This is a genomic window from Streptomyces violens (assembly GCF_000717745.1).
GTDB lineage: Bacteria > Actinomycetota > Actinomycetes > Streptomycetales > Streptomycetaceae > Streptomyces > Streptomyces violens.
In genome coordinates this window covers 68,278-88,853 of sequence record NZ_JOBH01000004.1, presented here as the reverse complement: position 1 = coordinate 88,853, position 20,576 = coordinate 68,278, and the positions used below count along the sequence as shown (strand labels likewise).

16 protein-coding genes and 1 tRNA gene are annotated in these 20,576 nt (G+C 71.2%); 10 read left to right on the top strand and 7 right to left on the bottom strand.

All coding sequences use genetic code 11. The annotated features are described in order from the left end of the window. The first annotated feature begins 85 nt into the window (after positions 1-85). From IF04_RS0109120 to IF04_RS0109095, 6 genes are all read left to right on the top strand, one after another. Complete coding sequence (locus IF04_RS0109120; protein ID WP_030253333.1) at positions 86-505, top strand: effector-associated constant component EACC1; 420 nt, start codon at positions 86-88, stop codon at positions 503-505. Further along, complete coding sequence (locus IF04_RS0109115) at positions 502-2,472, top strand: caspase, EACC1-associated type (RefSeq protein WP_030253330.1); 1,971 nt, start codon at positions 502-504, stop codon at positions 2,470-2,472. Before IF04_RS0109120 ends, IF04_RS0109115 begins: the two co-directional genes overlap by 4 nt. 91 nt (positions 2,473-2,563) lie before the next feature. Then, a complete protein-coding gene (locus tag IF04_RS0109110; protein WP_037958854.1) occupies positions 2,564-4,180 on the top strand; it encodes a PucR family transcriptional regulator in 1,617 nt (538 codons plus the stop codon). A 207-nt stretch (positions 4,181-4,387) separates the two neighbouring features. Then, entirely contained in the window at positions 4,388-5,671 is a 1,284-nt protein-coding gene (locus IF04_RS0109105; protein WP_051830938.1) for an aspartate aminotransferase type Ic, read from the top strand. Then, positions 5,671-7,119, top strand: a complete 1,449-nt coding sequence (locus IF04_RS0109100; RefSeq protein WP_063829451.1) for an amino acid permease — start codon at positions 5,671-5,673, stop codon at positions 7,117-7,119. Before IF04_RS0109105 ends, IF04_RS0109100 begins: the two co-directional genes overlap by 1 nt. A gap of 63 nt (positions 7,120-7,182) precedes the next feature. Beyond that, a complete protein-coding gene (locus IF04_RS0109095) occupies positions 7,183-8,013 on the top strand; it encodes an HpcH/HpaI aldolase family protein (protein WP_063829450.1) in 831 nt (276 codons plus the stop codon). A gap of 4 nt (positions 8,014-8,017) precedes the next feature. Here the strand turns inward: IF04_RS0109095 and IF04_RS0109090 are convergent. Continuing rightward, positions 8,018-8,094 (bottom strand) — tRNA-Pro (locus IF04_RS0109090). A gap of 353 nt (positions 8,095-8,447) precedes the next feature. On the opposite strand from IF04_RS0109090, the gene IF04_RS0109085 reads away from it, so the two are divergent. Further along, a complete protein-coding gene (locus IF04_RS0109085) occupies positions 8,448-9,164 on the top strand; it encodes a transketolase (RefSeq protein ID WP_051831052.1) in 717 nt (238 codons plus the stop codon). A 3-nt stretch (positions 9,165-9,167) separates the two neighbouring features. After that, positions 9,168-10,070 (top strand): transketolase family protein, encoded by a 903-nt coding sequence (locus IF04_RS0109080; RefSeq protein ID WP_030253315.1) that lies wholly within the window; start codon positions 9,168-9,170, stop codon positions 10,068-10,070. Positions 10,071-10,165: 95 nt separating this feature from the next. On the opposite strand, the gene IF04_RS0109075 is transcribed toward IF04_RS0109080, so the two are convergent. Next, on the bottom strand, positions 10,166-11,095 hold the full coding sequence (locus IF04_RS0109075) for an alpha/beta fold hydrolase (protein ID WP_030253313.1): 930 nt from the start codon (positions 11,093-11,095) through the stop codon (positions 10,166-10,168). Between the two features lie 177 nt (positions 11,096-11,272). Here IF04_RS0109075 and IF04_RS0109070 point away from each other — a divergent pair, with 177 nt between their 5' ends. Continuing rightward, complete coding sequence (locus IF04_RS0109070) at positions 11,273-14,455, top strand: amidohydrolase family protein (RefSeq protein ID WP_030253311.1); 3,183 nt, start codon at positions 11,273-11,275, stop codon at positions 14,453-14,455. A gap of 462 nt (positions 14,456-14,917) precedes the next feature. Then, a complete protein-coding gene (locus IF04_RS0109065; protein WP_051830936.1) occupies positions 14,918-16,165 on the top strand; it encodes an acyl-CoA dehydrogenase family protein in 1,248 nt (415 codons plus the stop codon). A 177-nt stretch (positions 16,166-16,342) separates the two neighbouring features. Here the strand turns inward: IF04_RS0109065 and IF04_RS0109060 are convergent, their stop codons facing one another. From IF04_RS0109060 to IF04_RS0109040, 5 genes are read right to left on the bottom strand one after another with little or no spacing between them, the layout of a single operon-like run. Beyond that, a complete protein-coding gene (locus tag IF04_RS0109060; RefSeq protein WP_030253306.1) occupies positions 16,343-16,951 on the bottom strand; it encodes a GAF domain-containing protein in 609 nt (202 codons plus the stop codon). Next, positions 16,948-17,583 carry a GTP-binding protein gene (locus IF04_RS0109055; protein WP_078600042.1) on the bottom strand — a complete coding sequence of 212 codons (636 nt, stop codon included), beginning with the start codon at positions 17,581-17,583 and terminating at the stop codon, positions 16,948-16,950. The genes IF04_RS0109060 and IF04_RS0109055 overlap by 4 nt, the downstream gene beginning before the upstream one ends. Further along, positions 17,561-17,962 (bottom strand): DUF742 domain-containing protein, encoded by a 402-nt coding sequence (locus IF04_RS0109050; RefSeq protein ID WP_030253302.1) that lies wholly within the window; start codon positions 17,960-17,962, stop codon positions 17,561-17,563. The genes IF04_RS0109055 and IF04_RS0109050 overlap by 23 nt, the downstream gene beginning before the upstream one ends. Positions 17,963-17,964: 2 nt before the next feature. Beyond that, positions 17,965-18,411, bottom strand: a complete 447-nt coding sequence (locus tag IF04_RS0109045; protein WP_030253300.1) for a roadblock/LC7 domain-containing protein — start codon at positions 18,409-18,411, stop codon at positions 17,965-17,967. Then, on the bottom strand, positions 18,401-20,380 hold the full coding sequence (locus tag IF04_RS0109040; RefSeq protein ID WP_106975570.1) for a sensor histidine kinase: 1,980 nt from the start codon (positions 20,378-20,380) through the stop codon (positions 18,401-18,403). The genes IF04_RS0109045 and IF04_RS0109040 overlap by 11 nt, the downstream gene beginning before the upstream one ends. Positions 20,381-20,576: the final 196 nt, after the last annotated feature.

Here is a 20,576-nt window from a genome sequence, read left to right as displayed (position 1 = left end):
GAACTGTCGTGGCACTGTGCCGTGCTGTATAACGTGACAGCCGACGCATCAGGTGAGAGTGTCCACGTCGCCACGGGGGATCTTGATGAAGGTCGAGTTGGAGCTCAGGAATGCTCACGCGCGCACCGGCGCGGTCGATGCCGAGGACGAGACGACACAACACGAGCTGCGTTTGCTCCGCAATTGGCTGCACGATGCACGGCGGGAGCACCACAGCACGATCGAGCCGGGGCGTCAGCGGACGCATTCCGGTGAGATGGGCACTGGGCTCGAGCTGGTACTGGCCCTGGTGTCGACGGGCGCTTCGCTGATCCAGCTGCTGATCTCCGTCGACACCTGGCGCGAAGCCCGCAGGCCCCGGTCACAGATCGTCATCCGGGTGAATGGAGCCACTGCGGCTGATCTCGAGGCTGCCCGGCAGGCCGTTCCTGATCTCACCGTGCTGGCCGGCGAGACCGAGGCGTCGGACGAGTGCACGGACGGTGAGCCGGAGGGCGCGGCATGACGTCGCACGAGACGCGATCCGGCTCACACGGAGAGCTGCGGAAGAAGATCGACCCAGCACGCTCCGCGTGCGTCCTGATCGGCGTCGACGACTACTCGGTCCTCGATCCGCTGCGCAGCGTGCGGCACAACCTGAGCGAACTCAGATCGGTCCTGACGAACGAGCGGATCCTCGGGATCCCTCCGGACCGCATCTTCTCCGTGGAGAATCCCACGTCGGCCGCGGGCCTGGTGAGGCCGATCCGTGAGGCGGCAAAGCTCGCGACGGACACACTGATCGTCTACTACGCGGGACACGGCCTGTTGGACCGCGGCGATGAGGAACACCTGTACCTGACGCTGCCCGACTCGGTGGAGGACCAGCCGGAAACCTCGGTCCCCGACTCCTACATTCGGCGCGCGATACGCGACAGCACGGCCGCGCGTCGAGTCCTGCTGCTCGACTGCTGTTACAGCGGCAAGGTACTCAAGGGAGGAATGTCGGCGGCCGACCGCGGTGTCCGGGCGTCGGGCAAAGCACTGGCGGGCGTGTCCGGCGCCTATGTGATGACGTCGTCTTCGGAGACCCGGAAATCACATGCCCCGGACCCCAAACGCTGCACGGCGTTCACGGAAGAACTCGTGGGCGTATTACGCAACGGAGTCGCGGACGGACCCGCGATGCTGGGCCTGCACGAGATCTTTGAAGCCGTCCGCGCTCGCATGGCCGGACGGCAACTTCCCCAGCCCCAGGAGCCACAGGACCGTGATGACGGTGGTATCGGCTGGATGCCCTTCGCTCACAACATCGCGGTGGCGCCACCTCCTTGGCCCACTGACCAAGAAACCCCGGCCGCCGATCCGAGCCGCCGCAGGCGCTGGGCTTTGGCCGTGGGCGCTCTTGCCCTGGGCGTGACGGCCGGGGCCACGATCGTGCCGGCAGCGGCCGACTGGTGGCAGGAACGCAACCCCCAGCAAGCGGGAGGCACTTGCTCCAAGCGCGCGGAGCTCCTCAGCTACTCCGACGCGCTCGACAAGCAACAGGTGTCGGGCGAGAAGGTCGAGGGCGTCTCCGCGCTCGCCCTCACCGGACCCAACCGGGTCCTGGCCCTCACAGACAACGCCCCTGGACGTGTGTTCCCGCTCGACCTCGGCGAAACAACGAGGCTGCGACCTCGTGCGTTGACCGCCACGACATTGCGCACTCCCAGCGGGACCGCTCCGTCCAAATGGTTCGACGGTGAGGGACTTGCTGTTGAGCGCGGTGGCAGGACGATCCTCGTCGCCTCCGAGACAGGCCCGATGGTTCGCCGCTTCAACCTGGCCACGGGCAAGCAGGTCGGCAAGGCCCTGCCCATTCCCGAGGAGTTCCGAGCCAGACCGAGGGGCGACGCCCAGGCCGGACGCACACTGGAGTCGTTGGCGCTCTCCGAGGACGGACGCCATCTGTACACCGCCACGGAGGGCCCGCTCGCGACGGACGGCGATGCCCGTGGCCGCAATCTGATTCGTATCCAGCGGTACCGTGGCACGCCGGGCGGAGACTACGAACTCGACCGGCAGTACGCGTACAAGACCGGCGAGGGCATGTACCTGGCAGAGCTGGCAGCCGTCGGCAAGGATCGGTTGCTGGCGCTGGAACGGCAGTACGTGGCGGGCACGGGCAACACGGTCCGGGTGTACGACGTCCCGCTCCGAGGAGCCGAGAACGTGGACGAGCACACGGCACTGTACGACCAGCACGCCGATGTCTTCATCGAGAACTCGCTGCTCGTCGACCTGGCCAAGTGCCCCGCTGGTGACCCCGGCGTCGTCCCCATGAAGGGCAAGCAGCTCAATCCCCTGCTGCAGAACGTGGAGGGCATGGCCCTCGGCAAACCCTGGACCACCGGCCCGTACAAAGGGCACCGCCCCCTGTATCTGGTGGCGGACGACAACGACAGCGACCAGCAGATCACCCGCCTCTACGCATTGAGTGTGCGCCTCTGACGCAGGTGGTCAGGCTCCGCGCGCCGCGCCGGAGGGCCGCCCGGTACCATCCCCGCGTCCGATGGCGGTCGAGTAGGCAGGCAGCACGCACGTGGAAGCATCTGCGCAGTACGGCTCCTCGGCGATTCTTTCGCGGGTCGTGGAACGGCTGGGCGCGACGCTCCTTTCGTGGGAGGCCGGCCGCCCCGATCCGGGCCGGACGGTCACTTCGGTGGTGCTGTACGACCCGCTCGACCCGCCGGCGGTCGCGCCGGGCACATTCGTTCTCGGGGCGGGCCTGGCGAGTCCGGAGGAGATCGCGGCGGCAATCCGCTCGTTCGCCCGGGACGGCGCCATCGCACTCGTGCTGCGCGAGCCGGTTCCGCACGGACCGCTGATCAGCGCCGCGCTGGCCGATACCTCGATGGCGGTCTACGGGCTCGCGCGCGGGGCTTCGTGGATGCACGTGGCGACATTGGTGACCGCCACGCTGAGCACGGTCTCGCCGGACGAGCTCATGCTCGGCGGCCACGACTCGGGCACCGACCTGTTCGAGCTGGCGAACTCCCTGGCCGCGCTCCTCGACGCCCCGGTGACGATCGAGGACCTGTCCTCCCGCGTCATCGCGTTCTCTTCCGACCAGTCGGGGGCCGACGAGGGGCGTCACCGCACGATCCTCAGCATGCAGGCGCCGACGGACGTCGGTGAGCTGCAGCGCCGGCACGGCCTGCTCCTGCGCATCCACGAGTCCGACCGCCCGGTCTACATCACCGATGTGATGGAGGGGGCGATGCCGCGCGTGGCCGTCCGCGTCCGTGCGGGCGAGGAGCCCCTCGGTGCGATATGGGCCGTCGTCAAGGGTCCGCTGACGAAGCAGCGCGAGCAGGGCATGCGCGAGGCCGCGCAGGTCGTCGCGCTGACGATGCTCCGTGCGCGGCTCGGCGCCGATGCCGCGATGCGGCTGCGCCTCGGGCTGGTCCTCAGCCTCCTCGACGGAGGGCCGAACGCACGGAAGACCGCCCGGCAGCTGAATTTCGCGAACTCTCCGATCTGTGTACTGGCCCTGGGAGCGAGCGTTCCGGAAGGCGAGGACCCTTCCGTCGTCGAGGCCGACCAGCAACGCACGGCCAATGCACTGGCGATGTACCTCAAGCCGATCTGTCCGCGGGCGACGGCAGCGCTCATCGGATCCGTTCTCTATGCCGTACTGCCCCTGCGGAGCACGGGCGAGCCGGGCAAGCGGGAGGCAAGCCGGATCGCCGATGAGTTCATCGCGCGACTGGACTCGTCGCAGACCTACTTCGCGGGCGTGGGGACCGTGGTCGCCGATGCCACGGACCTGGCGTTCTCCCGGTCGGCGGCCGACGCCGCGCTGCGCGTCGTGCGACACCGGGCAGCCGCGCACCGCCGGGTGGCGGCGCTCGAAGATGTACAGGTGGAGCACATCCTGCTGCGCGTGGCCGACGCCATGGCGGATGAGCGCATGGTGGTCGGCGGCCCGCTGCGAGCGCTGCGCGAGTACGACGCCGAGCACGGCGGCTCCATGGTCGAGACACTGCGCGCCTGGCTCGACGCCTTCGGTGACGTGACGAAGGCGGCGGAGACCGTCCGCGTGCACAAGAACACCTTTCGCTACCGGCTTTCGCGTCTTGGGCAGATCGCCGATGTCGACCTGTCCGATCCGGATGTCCGCTTCGCTCTCTCCCTTCAGCTCCGCATCTTCGAGTGATGTCGCTTCGAGTGGTGCCGGTTCGAGCGTTGTCCGGGTGACGCCGTCGCCTTCGTCGCTTTCGTTCAATCGCACAACCCGAGCCATGACTTTCGTTCCACCGACCGGAGATCACCGCCAGGGCGACGGCCATCATGACTGCCACCACCGGGCGCGGGCTCCTCAGCCTTGACGCGCCCGGTCGCAGTCAACCGAAGGGAATGTGCGGTGGAAACGCTCACGGGCATCGACGCGCTGTCCGCGTCCTTGGATCGCGCCCGGGAGGACTACGCGGCGCTGGCCGCGCGCGGCCTCTCGCTGGACCTCACCCGCGGCAAGCCGTCCGCCGAGCAGCTCGCCCTCTCCGCGGAGCTGTTGCGTCTGCCGGCCGATCGCCATCTGACGCGGGACGGCGTGGATACCCGCAACTACGCCGGAGACCGGGGCATGGGCCTGCCCGAACTGCGCGAGATCTTCGCGCCGCTGCTGCGGGTCCCCGCTGATCAACTGCTCGCGGCGGGGAACTCCAGCCTGGCGCTGATCCACGACTGTCTGGTGCAGGCCCTGCTGGACGGCGTCCCCGGCGGTACGTCGCGCTGGCTGGACGAGGAGCGCATTGTGTTCCTCTGCCCGGCTCCCGGATTCGACCGGCACTTCGCGCTGTGCGAGCGCTTCGGCATCGACATGGTCGCGGTCCCGATGACCGATGAGGGCCCGGACATGGACGTCGTCGAGCGCCTGGTCGCCGACGACCCGGCCGTCAAGGGCATCTGGTGCGTGCCCAAGTACAGCAACCCGGACGGCGTGACGTACAGCGAGCGGACCGTGCGACGGCTCGCCCGGATGCGGACCGCCGCGCCGGACTTCCGGATCTTCTGGGACGACGCGTACGCCGTCCACCATCTGACCGAGGAGCAGGTGGAGGTCGGCGACATACTCCGCACCTGCGCCGAGCACGGCAATCCGGACCGGGTACTGGTCTTCGGCTCCACTTCGAAGATCACGCATGCCGGTGCCGGCGTTGCGTTCTTCGGCTCCTCCCCCGTCAACGTGGAATGGAAGCTCGACCACAGCAACGGACGCACGATCGGCCCCGACAAGATCAACCAGCTGCGGCATGCCCAGTTCCTGAGGTCCGCGGACGGAGTGCTCGCGCACATGGCCCGGCACCGCGCCCTGCTGCGGCCCAAGTTCGAGGCCGTACAGCGCATCTTCCGGCAAGAGCTGGGCGGCACGGGGCTGGCGGAGTGGACCGACCCCAAGGGCGGCTACTTCATCACCCTCCGGGTCCCGGACGGCTGTGCGAAGGCGGTCGTACGGCAATGCGCCGAGGCCGGCGTGCTGCTGACTCCGGCAGGGGCCGCCCATCCGTACGGCGATGACCCGAACGACACCGTCATCCGTATCGCCCCCACCTACGCGGACCTCAAGGACCTGGAGGAAGCGATCCGGGCCGTGACCGTCTGTGTCCGGCTGATCGGCTACGGCAAGCGGCTCGAGGAGCAGCGGTAATGGCAGAGGACGTGGCACAGGATGTGGCACAGGACACCGCCACCGGGCTCCACCAGGGCCTGACGCAACGTCAGATGGCGTTGCTCGGACTCGGGTCGGCCCTGGGCACCGGGCTCTTTCTCGGTGCCGGCACGGCGATCGGCACGGCCGGCCCCGCGGTCCTCGTCAGCTACGCCGTGGGTGCCGCCATCGCGCTCACGGTCGCGTTCGCCCTCGCGGAGATGGTGAGCGCGCTGCCCGTCCGCGGGACGTTCGGGACCATCGCCGCGCGCTATCTCGGGCCGTTCGCCGGATACGCCGTGCGCTGGCTGTACTGGATCGGAGTGATCCTCGCGGTGGGCAGCGAGGTCGTGGCGGCGGCGATCTACCTGACGTACTGGTGGCCGCAAGTCCCCCTGGCGCTCTCCGTCGTGGTCTTCGCGGTGCTGATCGCCGCCGTCAACCTGGCCGGAGTGAAGTCGTTCGGATCGATGGAGTCGGTGCTCAGTGCCGTCAAGGTGATCGCCATCGTGGTCTTCCTCGTCATCGGCGCCGCTCTCGTCTTCTTCGGTCTGCCCGACCGGCGCGCGGTGGGCCTCGCCAACCTCACAGCACACGGCGGCTTCTTCCCGAACGGTGGGATCGCCGTCTGGCTGGTGATGGCCGTGGTCATCTTCAGCTTCGCCGGAATCGAGCTGATCGCCATCTCCGCCCCGGAGACCGAGGACGCCCCGCGGGCCCTGCGTACCGCGATGCGGTCGATGATGTTCCGGCTCAGTCTGTTCTACATCGGCGCCCTGACCGTCATCCTCGCCGTCACTCCGTGGCAGCGGGCCAACTCCGGCGGGTCGGTCGAGAGCAGCCCCTTCGTGACGATGTTCTCGGCCGCCGGCATCCCCGCCGCAGCAGCCGTCACCAACGCGCTGGTGCTGATCACCGCGCTCTCCGCTGCCAACGCCAATCTCTACGCCGGCACTCGGATACTGCACTCCCTGGGCGGCGACGGACTGGCCCCGGCGTCGCTCGCCGCCACCGACTCCCACGGCGTGCCCCGGCGGGCGGTCATGGTCTCGGCGTCCGGGATGGTCCTGGCCGCCGTTCTCACCGGCTTCCTGGGCTCCGGCGTGGCCTCGTTCATGATGTCGCTCGCCAGCATCGCCGTCATCACGACCTGGATCATCATCCTGCTCACCCTGATGGCCTTCCGACGCCACCGCGATCGGCCCGCCTCCACGCTGAGACTGCCCGGTGGCCGCGCGGTTCCCGTGCTGGGCATCATCGCTCTGCTGTCGATCCTCGCCACCGGCCTGCGCGTCCCGGAGATGCTCGTGGCGGACGCCCTGGGAATACCGACGCTGGCCGTCCTCGGCGCCGTCTATTACTTCCGGTACCACCGGCGCGGCAGGACGCGGACGCCGCAGGAGCAGACGTACGCCCCGGAGCAGGCACTCAGCCGACACCAGCACTGAACACTTCGTACGTCTCCAGGAGAACCTTCGCCTCCAAGAGAACCTACGACTTCAGGAGAACGAATGCCCCGTCCACACTCCGACCTGCGCGGCCGTCTGGCGAACGGCGAACCCCTGGTCGGCACCTTCTGCACCATCCCGGACCCGAGTGTCGTGGAGATGGTGGCTTCCTCCGGGTTCGACTTCGTGTGCATCGACACGGAGCACTCCCCCATCGGCCGCATCGCGGTGGAGTCCCTGGTCCGCGCCGCGGACGTCGCGGGCCGGCCCGCGCTGGTACGGGTGGCCGACAACCGCCCCGAGCTGATCGCCGCCGCGCTCGACAGCGGCGCAGCCGGGGTCGTCGTCCCCCGCGTCGACACCGCGGCCGATGCCGAGCGGGCGGTGCGCGCAACGCGCTATCCGCCGCTGGGTGAACGCGGCGGCTACCCCGGGCGCGCGTCCTGGTACAATCAGGACCTCGCCGACTACATGGCCCGCGCCAACGACGAGCTGCTGCTCGTGGCCCAGGTGGAGAGCCCGCTCGCCGTCCGTAACGCGAATGCCGTCGCGGCGGTGGACGGCATCGACGCGCTCTACGCCGCCCCTGGAGACCTCTCGGTGGCGATCGGCGCCACCGGGGAGCCGCTGGACGCCGCATTGCGTTCGGTGGTACGAGCGGCCCGGGCGCACCGGCGCACGGCCGGCCTGTTCCAGCCGGACCCCGGCCGCATCGACCAGTGGCACGCCGACGGCGTCGGACTCTTCTTCCTGGCCGCCGACGCCATTTTCCTGACCGAAGCCGCCGCAGCCGCCGCCCGCTCGGCACGCAACGCTGGAGCGACGACCACCACCACACCAACACCACAAAGGCCGCCCTCTCCCTTCGGAGAAAGCGGCCTTCGACCCGCATAAATGCTGGTCGGGACGACAGGATTTGAACCTGCGACCCCTTGACCCCCAGTCAAGTGCGCTACCAAGCTGCGCCACGTCCCGGTGCCGGGCCCGCTCGGGAACTCCCGGGCGGCCGTGCACGAGAACAATACCCCATGTCAGAGGGTGCGCGCTGCGGGATGGCGGGAGGGGTGGGTGAGGTGAGTGGGATGGCCGGGGCGGGGTGAGTAGCGCTACTCATGTTGCGCGGGTCGCCGGGCGGCACGCTGCTTCTCATGAGCACACCATCCATTCAGCGTCCGACGACGACTGTCTTCTTCATGCAGGCGGCGCTCGGTCTTGAGCGCCGCGCAGATGATGCCCATCGGCCTTGACCCAACGGCATGAGTCCTTGACCTCGAGTGCTTGACCTCAAGTTTGGTTGAGGTTGCACGGTGGGTGGCATGACGGATGTGATGAGCGATCTCACGAGGGAGCGGGACGGGTACGTGCCGCTTTCGTACGAACGGCTTCCGTACCTCATGGGGCTGATGACCGGGGACGAGAAGCACGGGCCCGCGGCGACCTCCACACTCGACGCGCTCTGGGTGCTGTACGACCGGGTGCTGCGGGTCTCGCCGGACAGCGCCGAGGACCCGGACCGGGACCGGTTTCTGTTGTCCAAGGGGCACGGGCCGATGGCGTACTACGCGGTGCTCGCCGCGAAGGGGTTCTTTCCGGTGGAGTGGCTGCCCGGGTTCGGCGGGTACGACTCGCCGCTCGGGCACCATCCGGACCGGCAGCTCGTGCCGGGCGCGGAGATCGGCAGCGGGTCGCTCGGGCACGGGCTGCCGCTCGCGGTGGGTACCGCGCTCGGGCTGCGGGCGCAGGGACTGACCGGGCCCGCGGTATGGGTGCTGATCGGCGACGCCGAGCTGGATGAGGGCAGTAACCACGAGGCGATCGCTTATGCGGGGCCTGCCGGGTTGGACAGGTTGCATGTGGTCGTTCTGGACAACGGGTCGGCTTCGTACCCGAGGGACGGTGGGATCGCCGCGCGGTTCGAAGCGGCGGGGTGGTCCACACGTACGGTCGACGGGCGGGACCACGGCGCGCTGTACGCGGCGTACACCGCACCGCATCCGGGACGGCCGCACGCCGTCGTCGCCCGCGTCGAGCCGAAGGAGGCATGAGCCATGGACACCATGCGGGAACGCTTCGCCACGGTCACCTCGCGACTGCTGGACGACGATCCGCGGCTGGCCGTCGTGCTCGCCGAGATCGGCGTGGACGGCTTCCGGGCGGCGATGGACCGGCACCCGGACCGCGTCGTGAACGTCGGTATCCGGGAGCAGCTGCTCGTCGGCGTGGGCGGCGGGCTGGCGTTGACCGGGATGCGTCCGATCGTGCACACCTTCGCCAGCTTCCTGGTCGAGCGGCCCTTCGAGCAGGTGAAGCTGGACTTCGGGCATCAGGGAGTGGGTGGAGTGCTGGTCAGTGCTGGTGGGTCGTACGACTGGCCGGCGGGGGGCTTCACCCATATGGCGCCGGGGGATGTGGCGCTGATGGACACGCTCGACGGGTGGACCGTGCATGTGCCGGGGCATCCGGACGAGGCGGAGGCGCTGCTGCGGCACGCCGCGGCGGCCGGCGACGACAAGGTGTACGTACGGCTGTCCCTGCAGACCAACGAGGCGGCGCGGGCGGTGGACGGCCGGCGGTTCCTGACGGTGCGCGAGGGGCGGGCGGGGACCGTCATCGCGGTCGGGCCGATGCTGGACGGTGTGCTGGCGGCGACCGAGGGGCTGGACGTCACGGTGCTGTACGCGACGACCGTACGGCCCTTCGACGGCGCGGCGCTGCGGGCGGCGATCGGGGCGGCGGACGCCGCCGACGTCGTACTGGTCGAGCCGTATCTGGCGGGCACGTCGGCGGCGTCCGCGGGCGAGGCGCTGCAGGACACCCCGCACCGCGTGCTGGGCCTCGGTGTACGGCGGCAGGAACTGCGGCGTTACGGGGACATGGCGGCGCATCTGGCTGCGCAGGGGCTGGATGCGGCGTCGCTGCGGGGGCGGATCGCGGGGTTCTTCGGGGGGTGATCGGGAGCCGGCGCGCGCGTCCCTGGGCAGGGCCCCTCCCTCTCCCCGTTCAGTGACGAGGGCCCCTCCCCCACCGCCGCCACACACTCCTCAAGCTAGCGGCCGCCACTGACAATGTGCTTCTCCAGCCACCCCAGCAAGTCCCGCTGCACCTCCTCCCGGTTCGTCTCGTTGAGGATCTCGTGGCGGGCGTTGGGGTACGCCTTCCAGGTCAGGTCCTCGGTGCCCAGGTAGCGGAAGTCCTCCAGGAGTTCATAGACGAGCGTCATCCGCTGGTTGCAGGGGTCCTGGTCGCCGACGGCGAGGTGGACGGGCAGGTCGCGGGGCGTGCGGGCCAGGTTGGCCGGGTCGTTGACCTTGCGGGCCGCACGTACCCAGTCCAGCGCGAGCCCGGCGCAGAAGGGGAAGCCGCAGTCCTCGTCGGCCACGTAGGCGTCGACCTCGGCCTCGTCCCGGGAGAGCCACTCGAAGCCGGTGCGGTGCGGATAAGGGTCGTTGAACGAGCCGAAGAGGCGCGGGATGAAGTCGGAGAGCGCGGTGCGGCCGCGCTCCGCCGCCTCGGCCTCCAACGCGCCGATCGAGCCCTCGATCTCGGCGCCGGGCAGCGTGCGGAAGGTGCCGGAGAGGATCAGTCCGGCCAGCCCGTCGGCGTACTCCTGGGCGTAGTCGCGGGCGAGCATCGAGCCCATGCTGTGGCCGAGCAGCACGAAGGGCACGCCGGGATGCAGTCCGCGCGCCGTGTCGCCGATGGCCCTGAGGTCGTCGACGATGCGGCGCCAGGCGTCCTCGCCGACGACGCCGCGGCCGCCGGTGGACGCGGCGGTGGCGCCGTGCCCGCGGTGGTCGGAGGCGAGGACGCCGTAGCCGTGCCCGACCAGGAAGCGGGCGAAGCGGTCGTAGCGGCGGGCGTGTTCGGCGGCGCCGTGCGCGATCTGTACGAGGGCGCGCGGGCGGCCACTCTCGGGGAGCCAGCTGTAGGTGGCCACTCGGGTGCCGTCGGGCGCCTCGTGGAAGTCCTGCTGCATGGCGTCGTCTCCTGACTGCTGACGCGGGTGGGCGGACCAGGACACTTTCTCCTCCGGTGACCGTGTGCGCCAAGGGGCGACGCGTGCGGTGTTGACCAGTCCGGTCCAGTGCGTGGAAAGATCAGCGGGTTCCTGACCGGTTGTGCACCACACGTATCCCCTGTCGTAGGAGGACCGTTGGACACCACGGACAGTTTCCCCGGCGCCACCGCCGCCCCTTCACCCTTCTCCCGCCGCCGCTTCCTGCAGGGCACCGCGACGGCCGCGGCCGCCGTGGGCCTGGTGGGCGTGCCCGTGCCGGCCGCCGCCCGCGCCGCCGACACCCTTTCCTTCACGGCCGCCACCAATGGCGCGGCCACGCTCGCCCCCGATGGCGAGCGGCTGATCGCGGAGATCCAGAACGTGCTGTGGTCCGTGCCGCGCTCGGGCGGTACGGCGAAGGCGCTCACCCCGCCCCTCCTGGAGCCGACCCGCCCGGTCTTCTCCCCGGACGGCTCGCGGCTGGCGGTCTGTGCGTACCAGGGTGGCGGCTTCCACATCTGGACGCTGGCCCCGGACGGCTCGGCGCTGCGCCAGGTCACGGACGGGCCGTGGGACGACCGGGGGCCCGCCTGGTCGCCGGACGGCACGCGGATCGCGTTCGCGTCGGAGCGCGGTGGCGACCCGGTGACGGGCAGCCCGTACCGGATCTGGGTGCTGGAGCTCGCGAGCGGGAAGCTGACGCGGGTCACGGGGGTGCCGGACCAGGACGGTCCGCACCAGGGCGGCGCGTGGGAGGACTTCGATCCGGTGTGGGCGCCGGACGGTGCGCGGATCTGGTTCGTACGGGGGCGGATGGCGGGGGCCGTGCTGGAGTCCCGTACGGTCGCGTCCGTACCGGCGGACGGCCGCGGGCCGGTGGTCATCGAGCACACCGAGACGGCCGCCGCGCAGGTCATGGTGCCCGCGCTGTCGCCCGCCGGGCGGCTCGCCTACGTGCGGACCACGCCGGCCCCGGGGCCCACGTGCACGCTGGTCGTGGACGGGGCGGCGGTTCCGGTCGACGGCGACGTGATGCCGGTGCCGCCGCGCTGGGTCTCGCGCGAGGAGCTGCTGCTGACCGTGGGCGGGCGGTTCACCGTCGTACGGCCGGAGCGGCCCGACGCCGCCGAGGCCATTCCGTTCACCGCGGCGATGCCGGTGGAGCGGCCGCGGTACCGGGTCAAGGACTACGGCTTCGAGCGGGACGGTGCGCGCCCGGTGCGCGGCGTGCATCTGCCCGCGCTCTCCCCCGACGGCCGCCGCTTCGCCTTCGCCGCGCTCAACGGGCTGTGGGTGGCGCCCACTTCGGGTGGCGCGCCGCGCCGCATCGTGAAGACGGGCGCGACGCGCTACCTTCTGGCGCCGTCCTGGACCCGGGACGGCCGGGCGCTGGTGTACGCGGACGACCGGGACGGGCTGTACGCGGTGCGCCGCCGGGACGTGGCGACGGGTGAGGAGAGCGTGCTCGCGGAGGGCGGCCGGGTGCAACCGGCGCTCTCCCCCGACGGGCGGCGGCTGGCCGCGCTGGACATGTCGGGCAATCTCGTGGTGCGGGACCTCGACGCCGGTACGGAGCGGAAGCTGGCGGCGCCGCTCGGTGCGGGCGGGCTGCCGGGGCGGCCCAGTTGGTCGCCGGACGGCCGGTACCTCGCGCTCTGCGACCGCAACCGGCTCAACCAGCGCTTCCGGGAGGGCTACAACCTCATCCGGGTACTGGACACGACGACGGGCGCCAGTCGGCTGTATGCAGCCGACGAGCATGTGTCGCTCTCCGACCGGTACGACTCCGGGCCGGTGTGGTCGCCGGACGGGCGGTGGCTGGCGCTGGTCGCCGAGTCCGCGCTGTGGCTGCTGCCGGTGCGGCCCGACGGCACGCCGGACGGCGCGCCGCGGCAGCTCACGGAGGAGGCGGCGGACCATCCGTCCTGGTCGGGTGATTCCCGTACGCTGCTCTACCTTTCGGCCGGGCGGCTGCGGACGGTGCCGGCGGCCGGCGGGACGCCGCGTACGGTACCGCTGCGGCTGGATCACCGGCGGGCGCCGACGGCGGACACGGTCGTGCACGCGGGCCGGTTCTGGGACGGCGTGGGCGAAGGCGTACGGGACGACGTGGACGTGGTGATCCGGGACGGGCGGGTTGCGGCGGTCGCGCCGCACCGTGCCGGGCGCCGTGCGGCGAATCGGGTGGACGCCTCCGAGCGTACGGTGATCCCCGGCCTGTGGGATTCGCATACGCATCCGTGGCAGTTGACGTACGGCGGGCGGCAGACCGCGCTGCAGCTGGCGTACGGGATCACCACGGCGGTGTCGTTCGGCGGCTTCTCGTACGAGCAGGCGCGGCTGCGGGAGGCGGTCGCCGCCGGGGTGCTCGCCGGGCCGCGGCTGCTGAGCTGCGGGGAGCTGCTGGACGGGGCGCGGGTGGCGTACAGCATGGGGCGTGCGCACCGGACGCGCGCGGGGCTGCGCCGGTCGCTGGCCCGGGGTGCGGCGCTGGACTGGGACTTCGTGAAGACGTACGTCCGGGCGCCGGGCTGGATCATGCAGGAGGCGGCGGAGTTCGCGCACGAACGGCTGGGGGTGCGGTCGGGCAGCCATCTGCTGACGCCGGGCGTGCAGCTGGGTCAGGATCTGACGACCCATCTGCAGGCGACGCAGCGGCTGGAGTTCGGGCGGGCAACGTCGGCGGCGGCCCGTACGTACAGCGATGTCGCCGAGATCTACACCGGGACCGATTTCCATCTGGTCGCCACGCCCTTCACGGCGGGGGTGCTGCTGGGGGCCGATCCGGGGCTCGCGGACGACCCGCGGGTGACAACGCTGATGCCGCCGTGGGACGTGGCGCTGGTCCAGGAGGACGCGGCGCACCGGCCGACGGAGAAGGAGCTGGCGGACCTGGCCCGGGAGACGGCGTTCTACCGGCGGGTGCTGGCGGAGGGCGGGCTGGTCGCGCTGGGTACGGATGCGCCGCTGATGGCGATCGGGCTCTCGCTGCATCTGGCGCTGCGCGCGCTGCACGGCGCCGGGCTGACCGTCGCGCAGACGCTTCGCACGGCGACGGCGCTGCCGGCCCGGGTGTTCGGCGCGGAGCGGGACCTGGGGACGCTGGAGGAGGGCAGGCTCGCGGACCTGACTTTCGTGGACGGCGATCCGTTCGACGACTTCAACACGCTGGTCCGCACGACGGGAGTGCTGCGCGGCGGGCGGCTGTACGAACAGGCGGACCTGGTGGGTGCGTTCACGGCGGACCGGCCGCGCACGGCTCGGGCGGCCGGCGCGGAGGACTGGCGGGCGGTGGGCCGGCAGCTCCGGCGGGACTCCTGCTGCGGGCCCGAGCACTGACCGTACGGAAGCCCACCGGACGTACGTGGGGGGAGGCGTCGGGTGGCGCGGGCGGCGTGCGCCGGTGTACGGCACCGGCAGACCGTCGCCCGCCGCCACCTGACCCGCCCTCGATCCGCCGGGACGAGTGGCGGACGTGCGTGCGCTACGCCTTCAGCGGGTGATGAGACCACGATGAAATTCGGTCACACGTACCCACTCGGCGAGCAACTCTGATCACTCCTGCCTCAGTTCTGCATTTCCGCATGTGACGCCCCCACAGGGTGGTGAAGGATCAATGCGCACTCCAATGTCTTCGCATAAATGCGGTGAGTAGAGGTTTTATGCGTCCTGCACCAGGTATGCCAACGGGTATTGCACTCGGGGTAACCGCAGAACAACTGTCCGGATTCGATCGAGGAATGACACGTACCGGATGACACAGAGCAACTAGTACGGACGCATCGCGGAGGAGGGCTCGTCTTGCATCGCTACTTCACCGACCAGCGGCATGAGGCACTCCGGCACAGGGTGCGCGACTTCGCAGAGCGCGAAGTACGCCCCCGCATAGCAGAGATGGAGGCAAGCCGTTCCGTTTGCCATGCCCTGTCGCGCCGGATCGCCCGCCAGGGGTGGATCGGCGCGACCGTCGAGCGCGGTTATGGCGGCATGGGGGCCGGGCACCTGGCGAAGACAGTGATCATCGAGGAGCTGTCCCGGGTCAGCGCCGCCATGGGCGCGATGGTGCAGGCGTCCCAGCTCGGTGTCGCGAAGATCATCCACTTCGGCAGCGAGGAGCAGAAGAAGACCTGGCTGCCCGCCATCGCCGCGGGCGAGTGCCTGCCGACCATCGCGGTCACCGAGCCGCACTCCGGCGGCCATGTGCTCGGCATGTCCAGCAGCGCGGTCCGCGACGGGGACGACTACATCCTCAACGGCCGCAAAATATACGTCGGCAACAGCCACGTCGGTGATCTGCACGGCGTCGTCGTGCGCACCGGCGAGGGCTCGCACGGCCTGTCCGCCTTCCTCGTCGAGCACGACCGCCCCGGCTTCCGGGTCGGCCCGCAGGCCGCCACGATGGGCCTGCACGGCTTCAGCTTCGGCGAGCTCTTCTTCGACAACTGCCGGGTCCCTGCGGCGAACCTCCTCGGCCGGGAGGGCGACGGGCTGTCCGTCGCCTACTCCTCCAGCGTGCTGTACGGCCGCCCGAACCTCACCGCCGTCTCCCTCGGCATCCACCAGGCGGTCCTGGAGGAGACCGCACGGTTCTGCGCGGAGCGGCACCGCTACGGCAAGCCGCTGCACGCGCTGACCAACATCAAGCTCAAGCTGGGCCGGATCCAGTCCAGGCTGCTGACCGCGCGGCTCGCGGCGTACCACGCGGTGCATCTGCTGGACCGGGGCGAGAACTGCGACGCGGAGCTGATGAACGCCAAGCTCGTCAACGTCGAGTCGGCGATCGAGTCGGCGCGCGACGCGATGGACATCCACGCCGCGTGCGGGCTGTTCACCGACCGCCCGGTGGAGCGCTATCTGCGGGACGCGCACCACATCTTCGCGCCGGCCGGCACCTCCGACGTCCAGCTGCTGCGGCTGGGCGAGCTGGCCCTGGGCACAGCGCAAGGCGAATGGTCCGGCCGGCTCTCGGACCGGGTCCGTACGGAGGACCGGACGGAGGAGTGCGACCACCACCACGCGTACGCGGGAGCGGGCCTGCTCACGGGGTGACAGCACAGGACTTACTGCGGGAGAGCACGCACAACGGGCGCTGCGTTGTCGGGATCGCCCACGTAGACCCACTACGAGGACGACCCTCCGCCTTGCGATCGCACGCACCAGACGCCGCGGGCCCCGCCCTCCGGGCGGACGACGGGACTCTGCGGACACGACCTAGCTCGGACGGGCTCACAGCCCGTCCGTCCGCTCCCGCTCCATCCGGTGGATCTGGTCGACCAGACGGGCCGCCATGGACTTGATGGTCTCCAGCCCCTCGCGGCCCCACGGGCGCGGTTCGAGGTCCACGACGCAGACCGTGCCGAGCGCCATGCCGGTACGGTCGATCAGCGGCGCGCCGAGGTAGGACCGGATGCCGATCTCGTCGACGACCGGATTGCCCGCGAACCGCGGGTAGTCGCAGACGTCCTCCAGGACCAGGGCCTTGCGACGGACGATGACGTGCGGGCAGTAGCCGTGGTCGCGGGCCATCACCCGGCCCGGCTGCGCGCTGGCCGGCGCGGGCCCCAGCTCGACCGGCGCCTGTTCCTCGGCAGGGGTGTAGAGCCCGGCGAAGTACTGCCGGTGCTCGTCGATGAAGTTGACCATGGCGTACGGGGCCTGGGTGGTCCGCGCGAGATTGCGCGCGAAGTCGTCGAAGGCGGGCAGCGGTGTCTCGCCGATGCCGAGCGTACGCAGCCGGGCGACCCGCGCCGGCGCCTCGTCGTCGTCGGGCGTCAGCAGCAGGTGCCGGGTGGGGTCGTAGGTGGGTGCGGGCAGGCGGGACGCGGGCCGGTTCATGGCAGCTCCGTAGCGAAGGCGGGGGTCAGAAGGTGCTGGACGAGGGAGACCAGGACGTTGGTCGCGGAACTGCAGTGCCGGGCGTCGCACAGCACGACCGGGGTGCTGGGTGAGAGGTCTATGGCGGCGCGCACCTCGTCCGGTTCGTAGTGGAAGGAACCGTCGAACTGGTTGACCGCGACGATGAATTCAATGCCGCGGCGCTCGAAGAAGTCGACGGCGGAGAAGCAGTCCTCCAGGCGCCGGGTGTCGGCGAGGACCACGGCGCCGAGCGCGCCGGCCGACAGCTCGTCCCACATGAACCAGAAGCGCTGCTGGCCGGGCGTGCCGAAGAGGTACAGCACATGGTCGGTGCTGACGGTGATCCGCCCGAAGTCCATCGCGACGGTGGTGGTGGTCTTCTCCTCGACCCCGTCCAGGCAGTCGGTGCCGATGCTGACCTGGGTGAGGAGTTCTTCCGTGCACAGCGGTTCGATCTCGCTGACGGCGCCCACGAAGGTGGTCTTGCCGACCCCGAAGCCGCCCGCGACGAGGATCTTCAGGGCGGACGGAAAGGGGTCGCCGGCGGGGGTGGTGGCCGGCGCATACGGTTCAAAAGTACTGGTCGTTTCAAAGACGCTGTCGGAGTCCATGCAGCACCGCCTCCAGGAGTGCTCGGTCGGTACAGTGCGACGGGCCTTGCGGATTCTGCGCGGGGGCCCGGGCGGTGAGGGCTCCGCAGTCCACGAGGTCGGCGAGGAGCACCTTGGTGACCACCGCCGGCAGCCGTATATGGGCGGCGACCTCGGCCACCGAGACCGGGCCGCCGCACAGACCGAGGACCTGCATGTAGTCCGGGCCCTGGCACGTCACCGGCCGCTTGCCGGTGGCGATCACCATCGTCAGCAGGTCGAAGTGCGCGGTAGGGCGGGTCCGTCCGTTGCTGACGGTGTACGGACGGACCAGGCGGCCGGCCTCGTCGTCGAGCCAGAGCGGCTCCGACCCCTGCCGTCTCCGGCGACGTACCGCCATGTTCAGTGCCTGCCCGCCTGCGCCTGGTGCCGCGCGGGCGTGGCGAGGTAGGGCCGTACGCTCTTGACCAGCATGCCCATCTCGTAGCCGAGGACGGCGACGTCGGCCTCGCGGGAGGCGAGTACGGCGAGGTTGGCGCCGGAGCCGGCGGTGGAGACGAAGAGCAGGGTGGACTCCAGCTCCACGACGACCTGGAGGACGTCGTCGCCGTCGCCGAAGCGGACGCCGGCGCTGCGGGCCAGGCTGTACAGGCCGGAGGCGAGCGCCGCCATGTGGTCGGCACTGTCGGGCTCGAAGCCGTGTGCGGCCTTGACCAGCCCGTCGGAGGAGAGCAGCAGGGCGCTGCGGGCGTGCGGTACGCGCTGGACGAGTCCGGTCAGCAGCCAGGACAGGTCCGTCGTCGGCCGGCCGCCGTGTCGCTGGGACTGTACGTGAACGTCACTCACCATGGTTCTGGTCGTCTCCTCGGGGGCGGCTCGGGGCCGGTCCGGTGCCGGTGTTGTCGTACGGGGCGGCGGTGTCGTAGGCGGCGCTGTCATAAGCGGTGGTGCTGTCGTAGGCGGTGCCCCGGTCCGCTGTCGTGTCGTAGGTGTCGTCGGCGCGGGTGATGCCGCGCCGGAAGGCGGCCATCAGGTTCGGGTCGTGCTCGGGCTCGGGCCGGCCGGCGGTGCGGGTGCCGCCGGGCGGGGTGGGGTCGGCGCGCAGTTCGGGGACGAGGTGCTCCTGCTTGCGGCGGCGCGGCAGCCGGGGGCGGTCGCCGGTGGTCACGGGCGGGGCCGGGGGCAGGACGACGGGGCCGGGGCCGGTCTCGGGCCCGGGGGCCGCGGCGGCGGTGGGAGCGTCCGCCGCCGCGGTCCGGCCGCTGCCGGGGTCGCGCGCATCGTCGTGTGCGGCGTCCCGGCGCGGGTCGGTGGGCCCCGCGGCGGCGCCTTCGGGGGCTCCCGGCGCGGTGTGCGCGGTGTGGGCGCCCCCGGTGTACGCGCCGACCGTGGCGGGGCGGGCGGCCGGTGCGGGCGGTGCCGGACGGGCGGCGGGCGGTGCCGGGCGGTCCGGCCGCGGCGGGGCTGCTGCGGGCGGCAGCAGACCGGCATCGAGGTCGGCGTGGCCGTTGGCGGTCCGTACGACGCGGCGGCGCGGGGCGTCGGCGGGCGGCGCGGCGGCGACGGCGGGCCTGGCAGCGGCACCGTCGGCCTCGCCGGCCGCCTCCTCGGTCGGCTCGTCGCCCAACAGGCCCTGCGGCAGGATGAGTACGGCCTGTACGCCGCCGTAGATGTTGCTCTGCAGGCGGACGACGACGCCGTGCCGGCGGGCCAGCGAGGAGACCACGAACAGGCCGATGCGGCCGTCGTTGAGCAGCTCGGCGACGTCGACGTGGTCGGGGTCGGCGAGCAGCGCGTTCATCCGGTCCTGCTCCTCGACGTCCATGCCCAGGCCCCGGTCCTCCACCTCGACGGCGAGGCCCGCGGTGACCAGTTGGGCGCGGAGCAGGATGTGGGTGTGCGGGGCCGAGTAGACGGTGGCGTTCTCGACGAGTTCGGCGAGGAGGTGGATGACGTCGGCGACGGCGTGGCCGCGGAGCGTGCCCTCGATGGGCGGTACGAGCTTGACGCGCGGGTACTGCTCGACCTCCGCGATGGAGGAGCGCATGACCTCGGTCATGGTGACCGGGCGGGACCACTGGCGGCGGGAGATGGCGCCACCGAGGACGGCGAGGTTCTCGGCGTGCCGGCGGATGCGGGTGGCGAGGTGGTCCACGTGGAAGAGACCTTTGAGCAGATCGGGGTCCTCCACCCGGTTCTCCAGCTCGTCCAGCAGCTCGATCTCGCGGTGGACCAGGGACTGCAGGCGCCGGGCGAGGTTCACGAAGACCTCGACCTTCTGCTCGCTGCCGCTGGCGTTGCCGCGGGCGATGGCGACCGCGTCGATGACGGCGGTCTCGGCGGCGCGGCCGGCGGCGGCGACGTCGTGGACGAGGAGGTCGAGGGTGTCGCCGGCGGGCCGGGGCAGCGGTTCGGGGGCGCGCTGCTGGAGCCATTCGCCCTGGCGTACGCGGTGCACGAGGGCGTACAGGTCGGACTGGCTGCGGGCGCACACCTCCCGCAGCCGGGCGTAGCGCTGGACGGTGGCGCGGGCCTCGGAGGTGGCGGCGGCGCAGGCGACCGCGGTGATGCCGCACACGAGGGCGAAGCCGCAGCCGAGGACGGTCCAGGCGGCGCCGCTGAGCGGCTGGCCGCCGGACCGGGCGATGAAGGCGGTCACGGCGGAGCAGGTCGCGGCGACGAGCAGGCAGGGCACGGCCGCGAGGCGGACGAGGCGGACGCGTATGACGGAGTCGGCGGCCGTCTCGCGGAGCGGTACACGGCTGTGCCGGGCGCCTTCACGGTCCCGCCGCCGCCCGGGCAGCGGTGCGGGAACCATTCCCCCCGTCCCCCCGGTCCCGTGGGATTCGGGGGAGTCCTGGGACACTTCGGTCCCCGTCCCCTGGGGAAATGCAGCAGGCATCGGCGCCCTCCGGATCGGCCGTCGGCGGTTCGCGGAGCACGCACGCTAGTTGTTGCGGAGGGGCCGATCAGACGGACTTCGAGGTTTCGCTACCCCGCGCCACCTCCCTGAG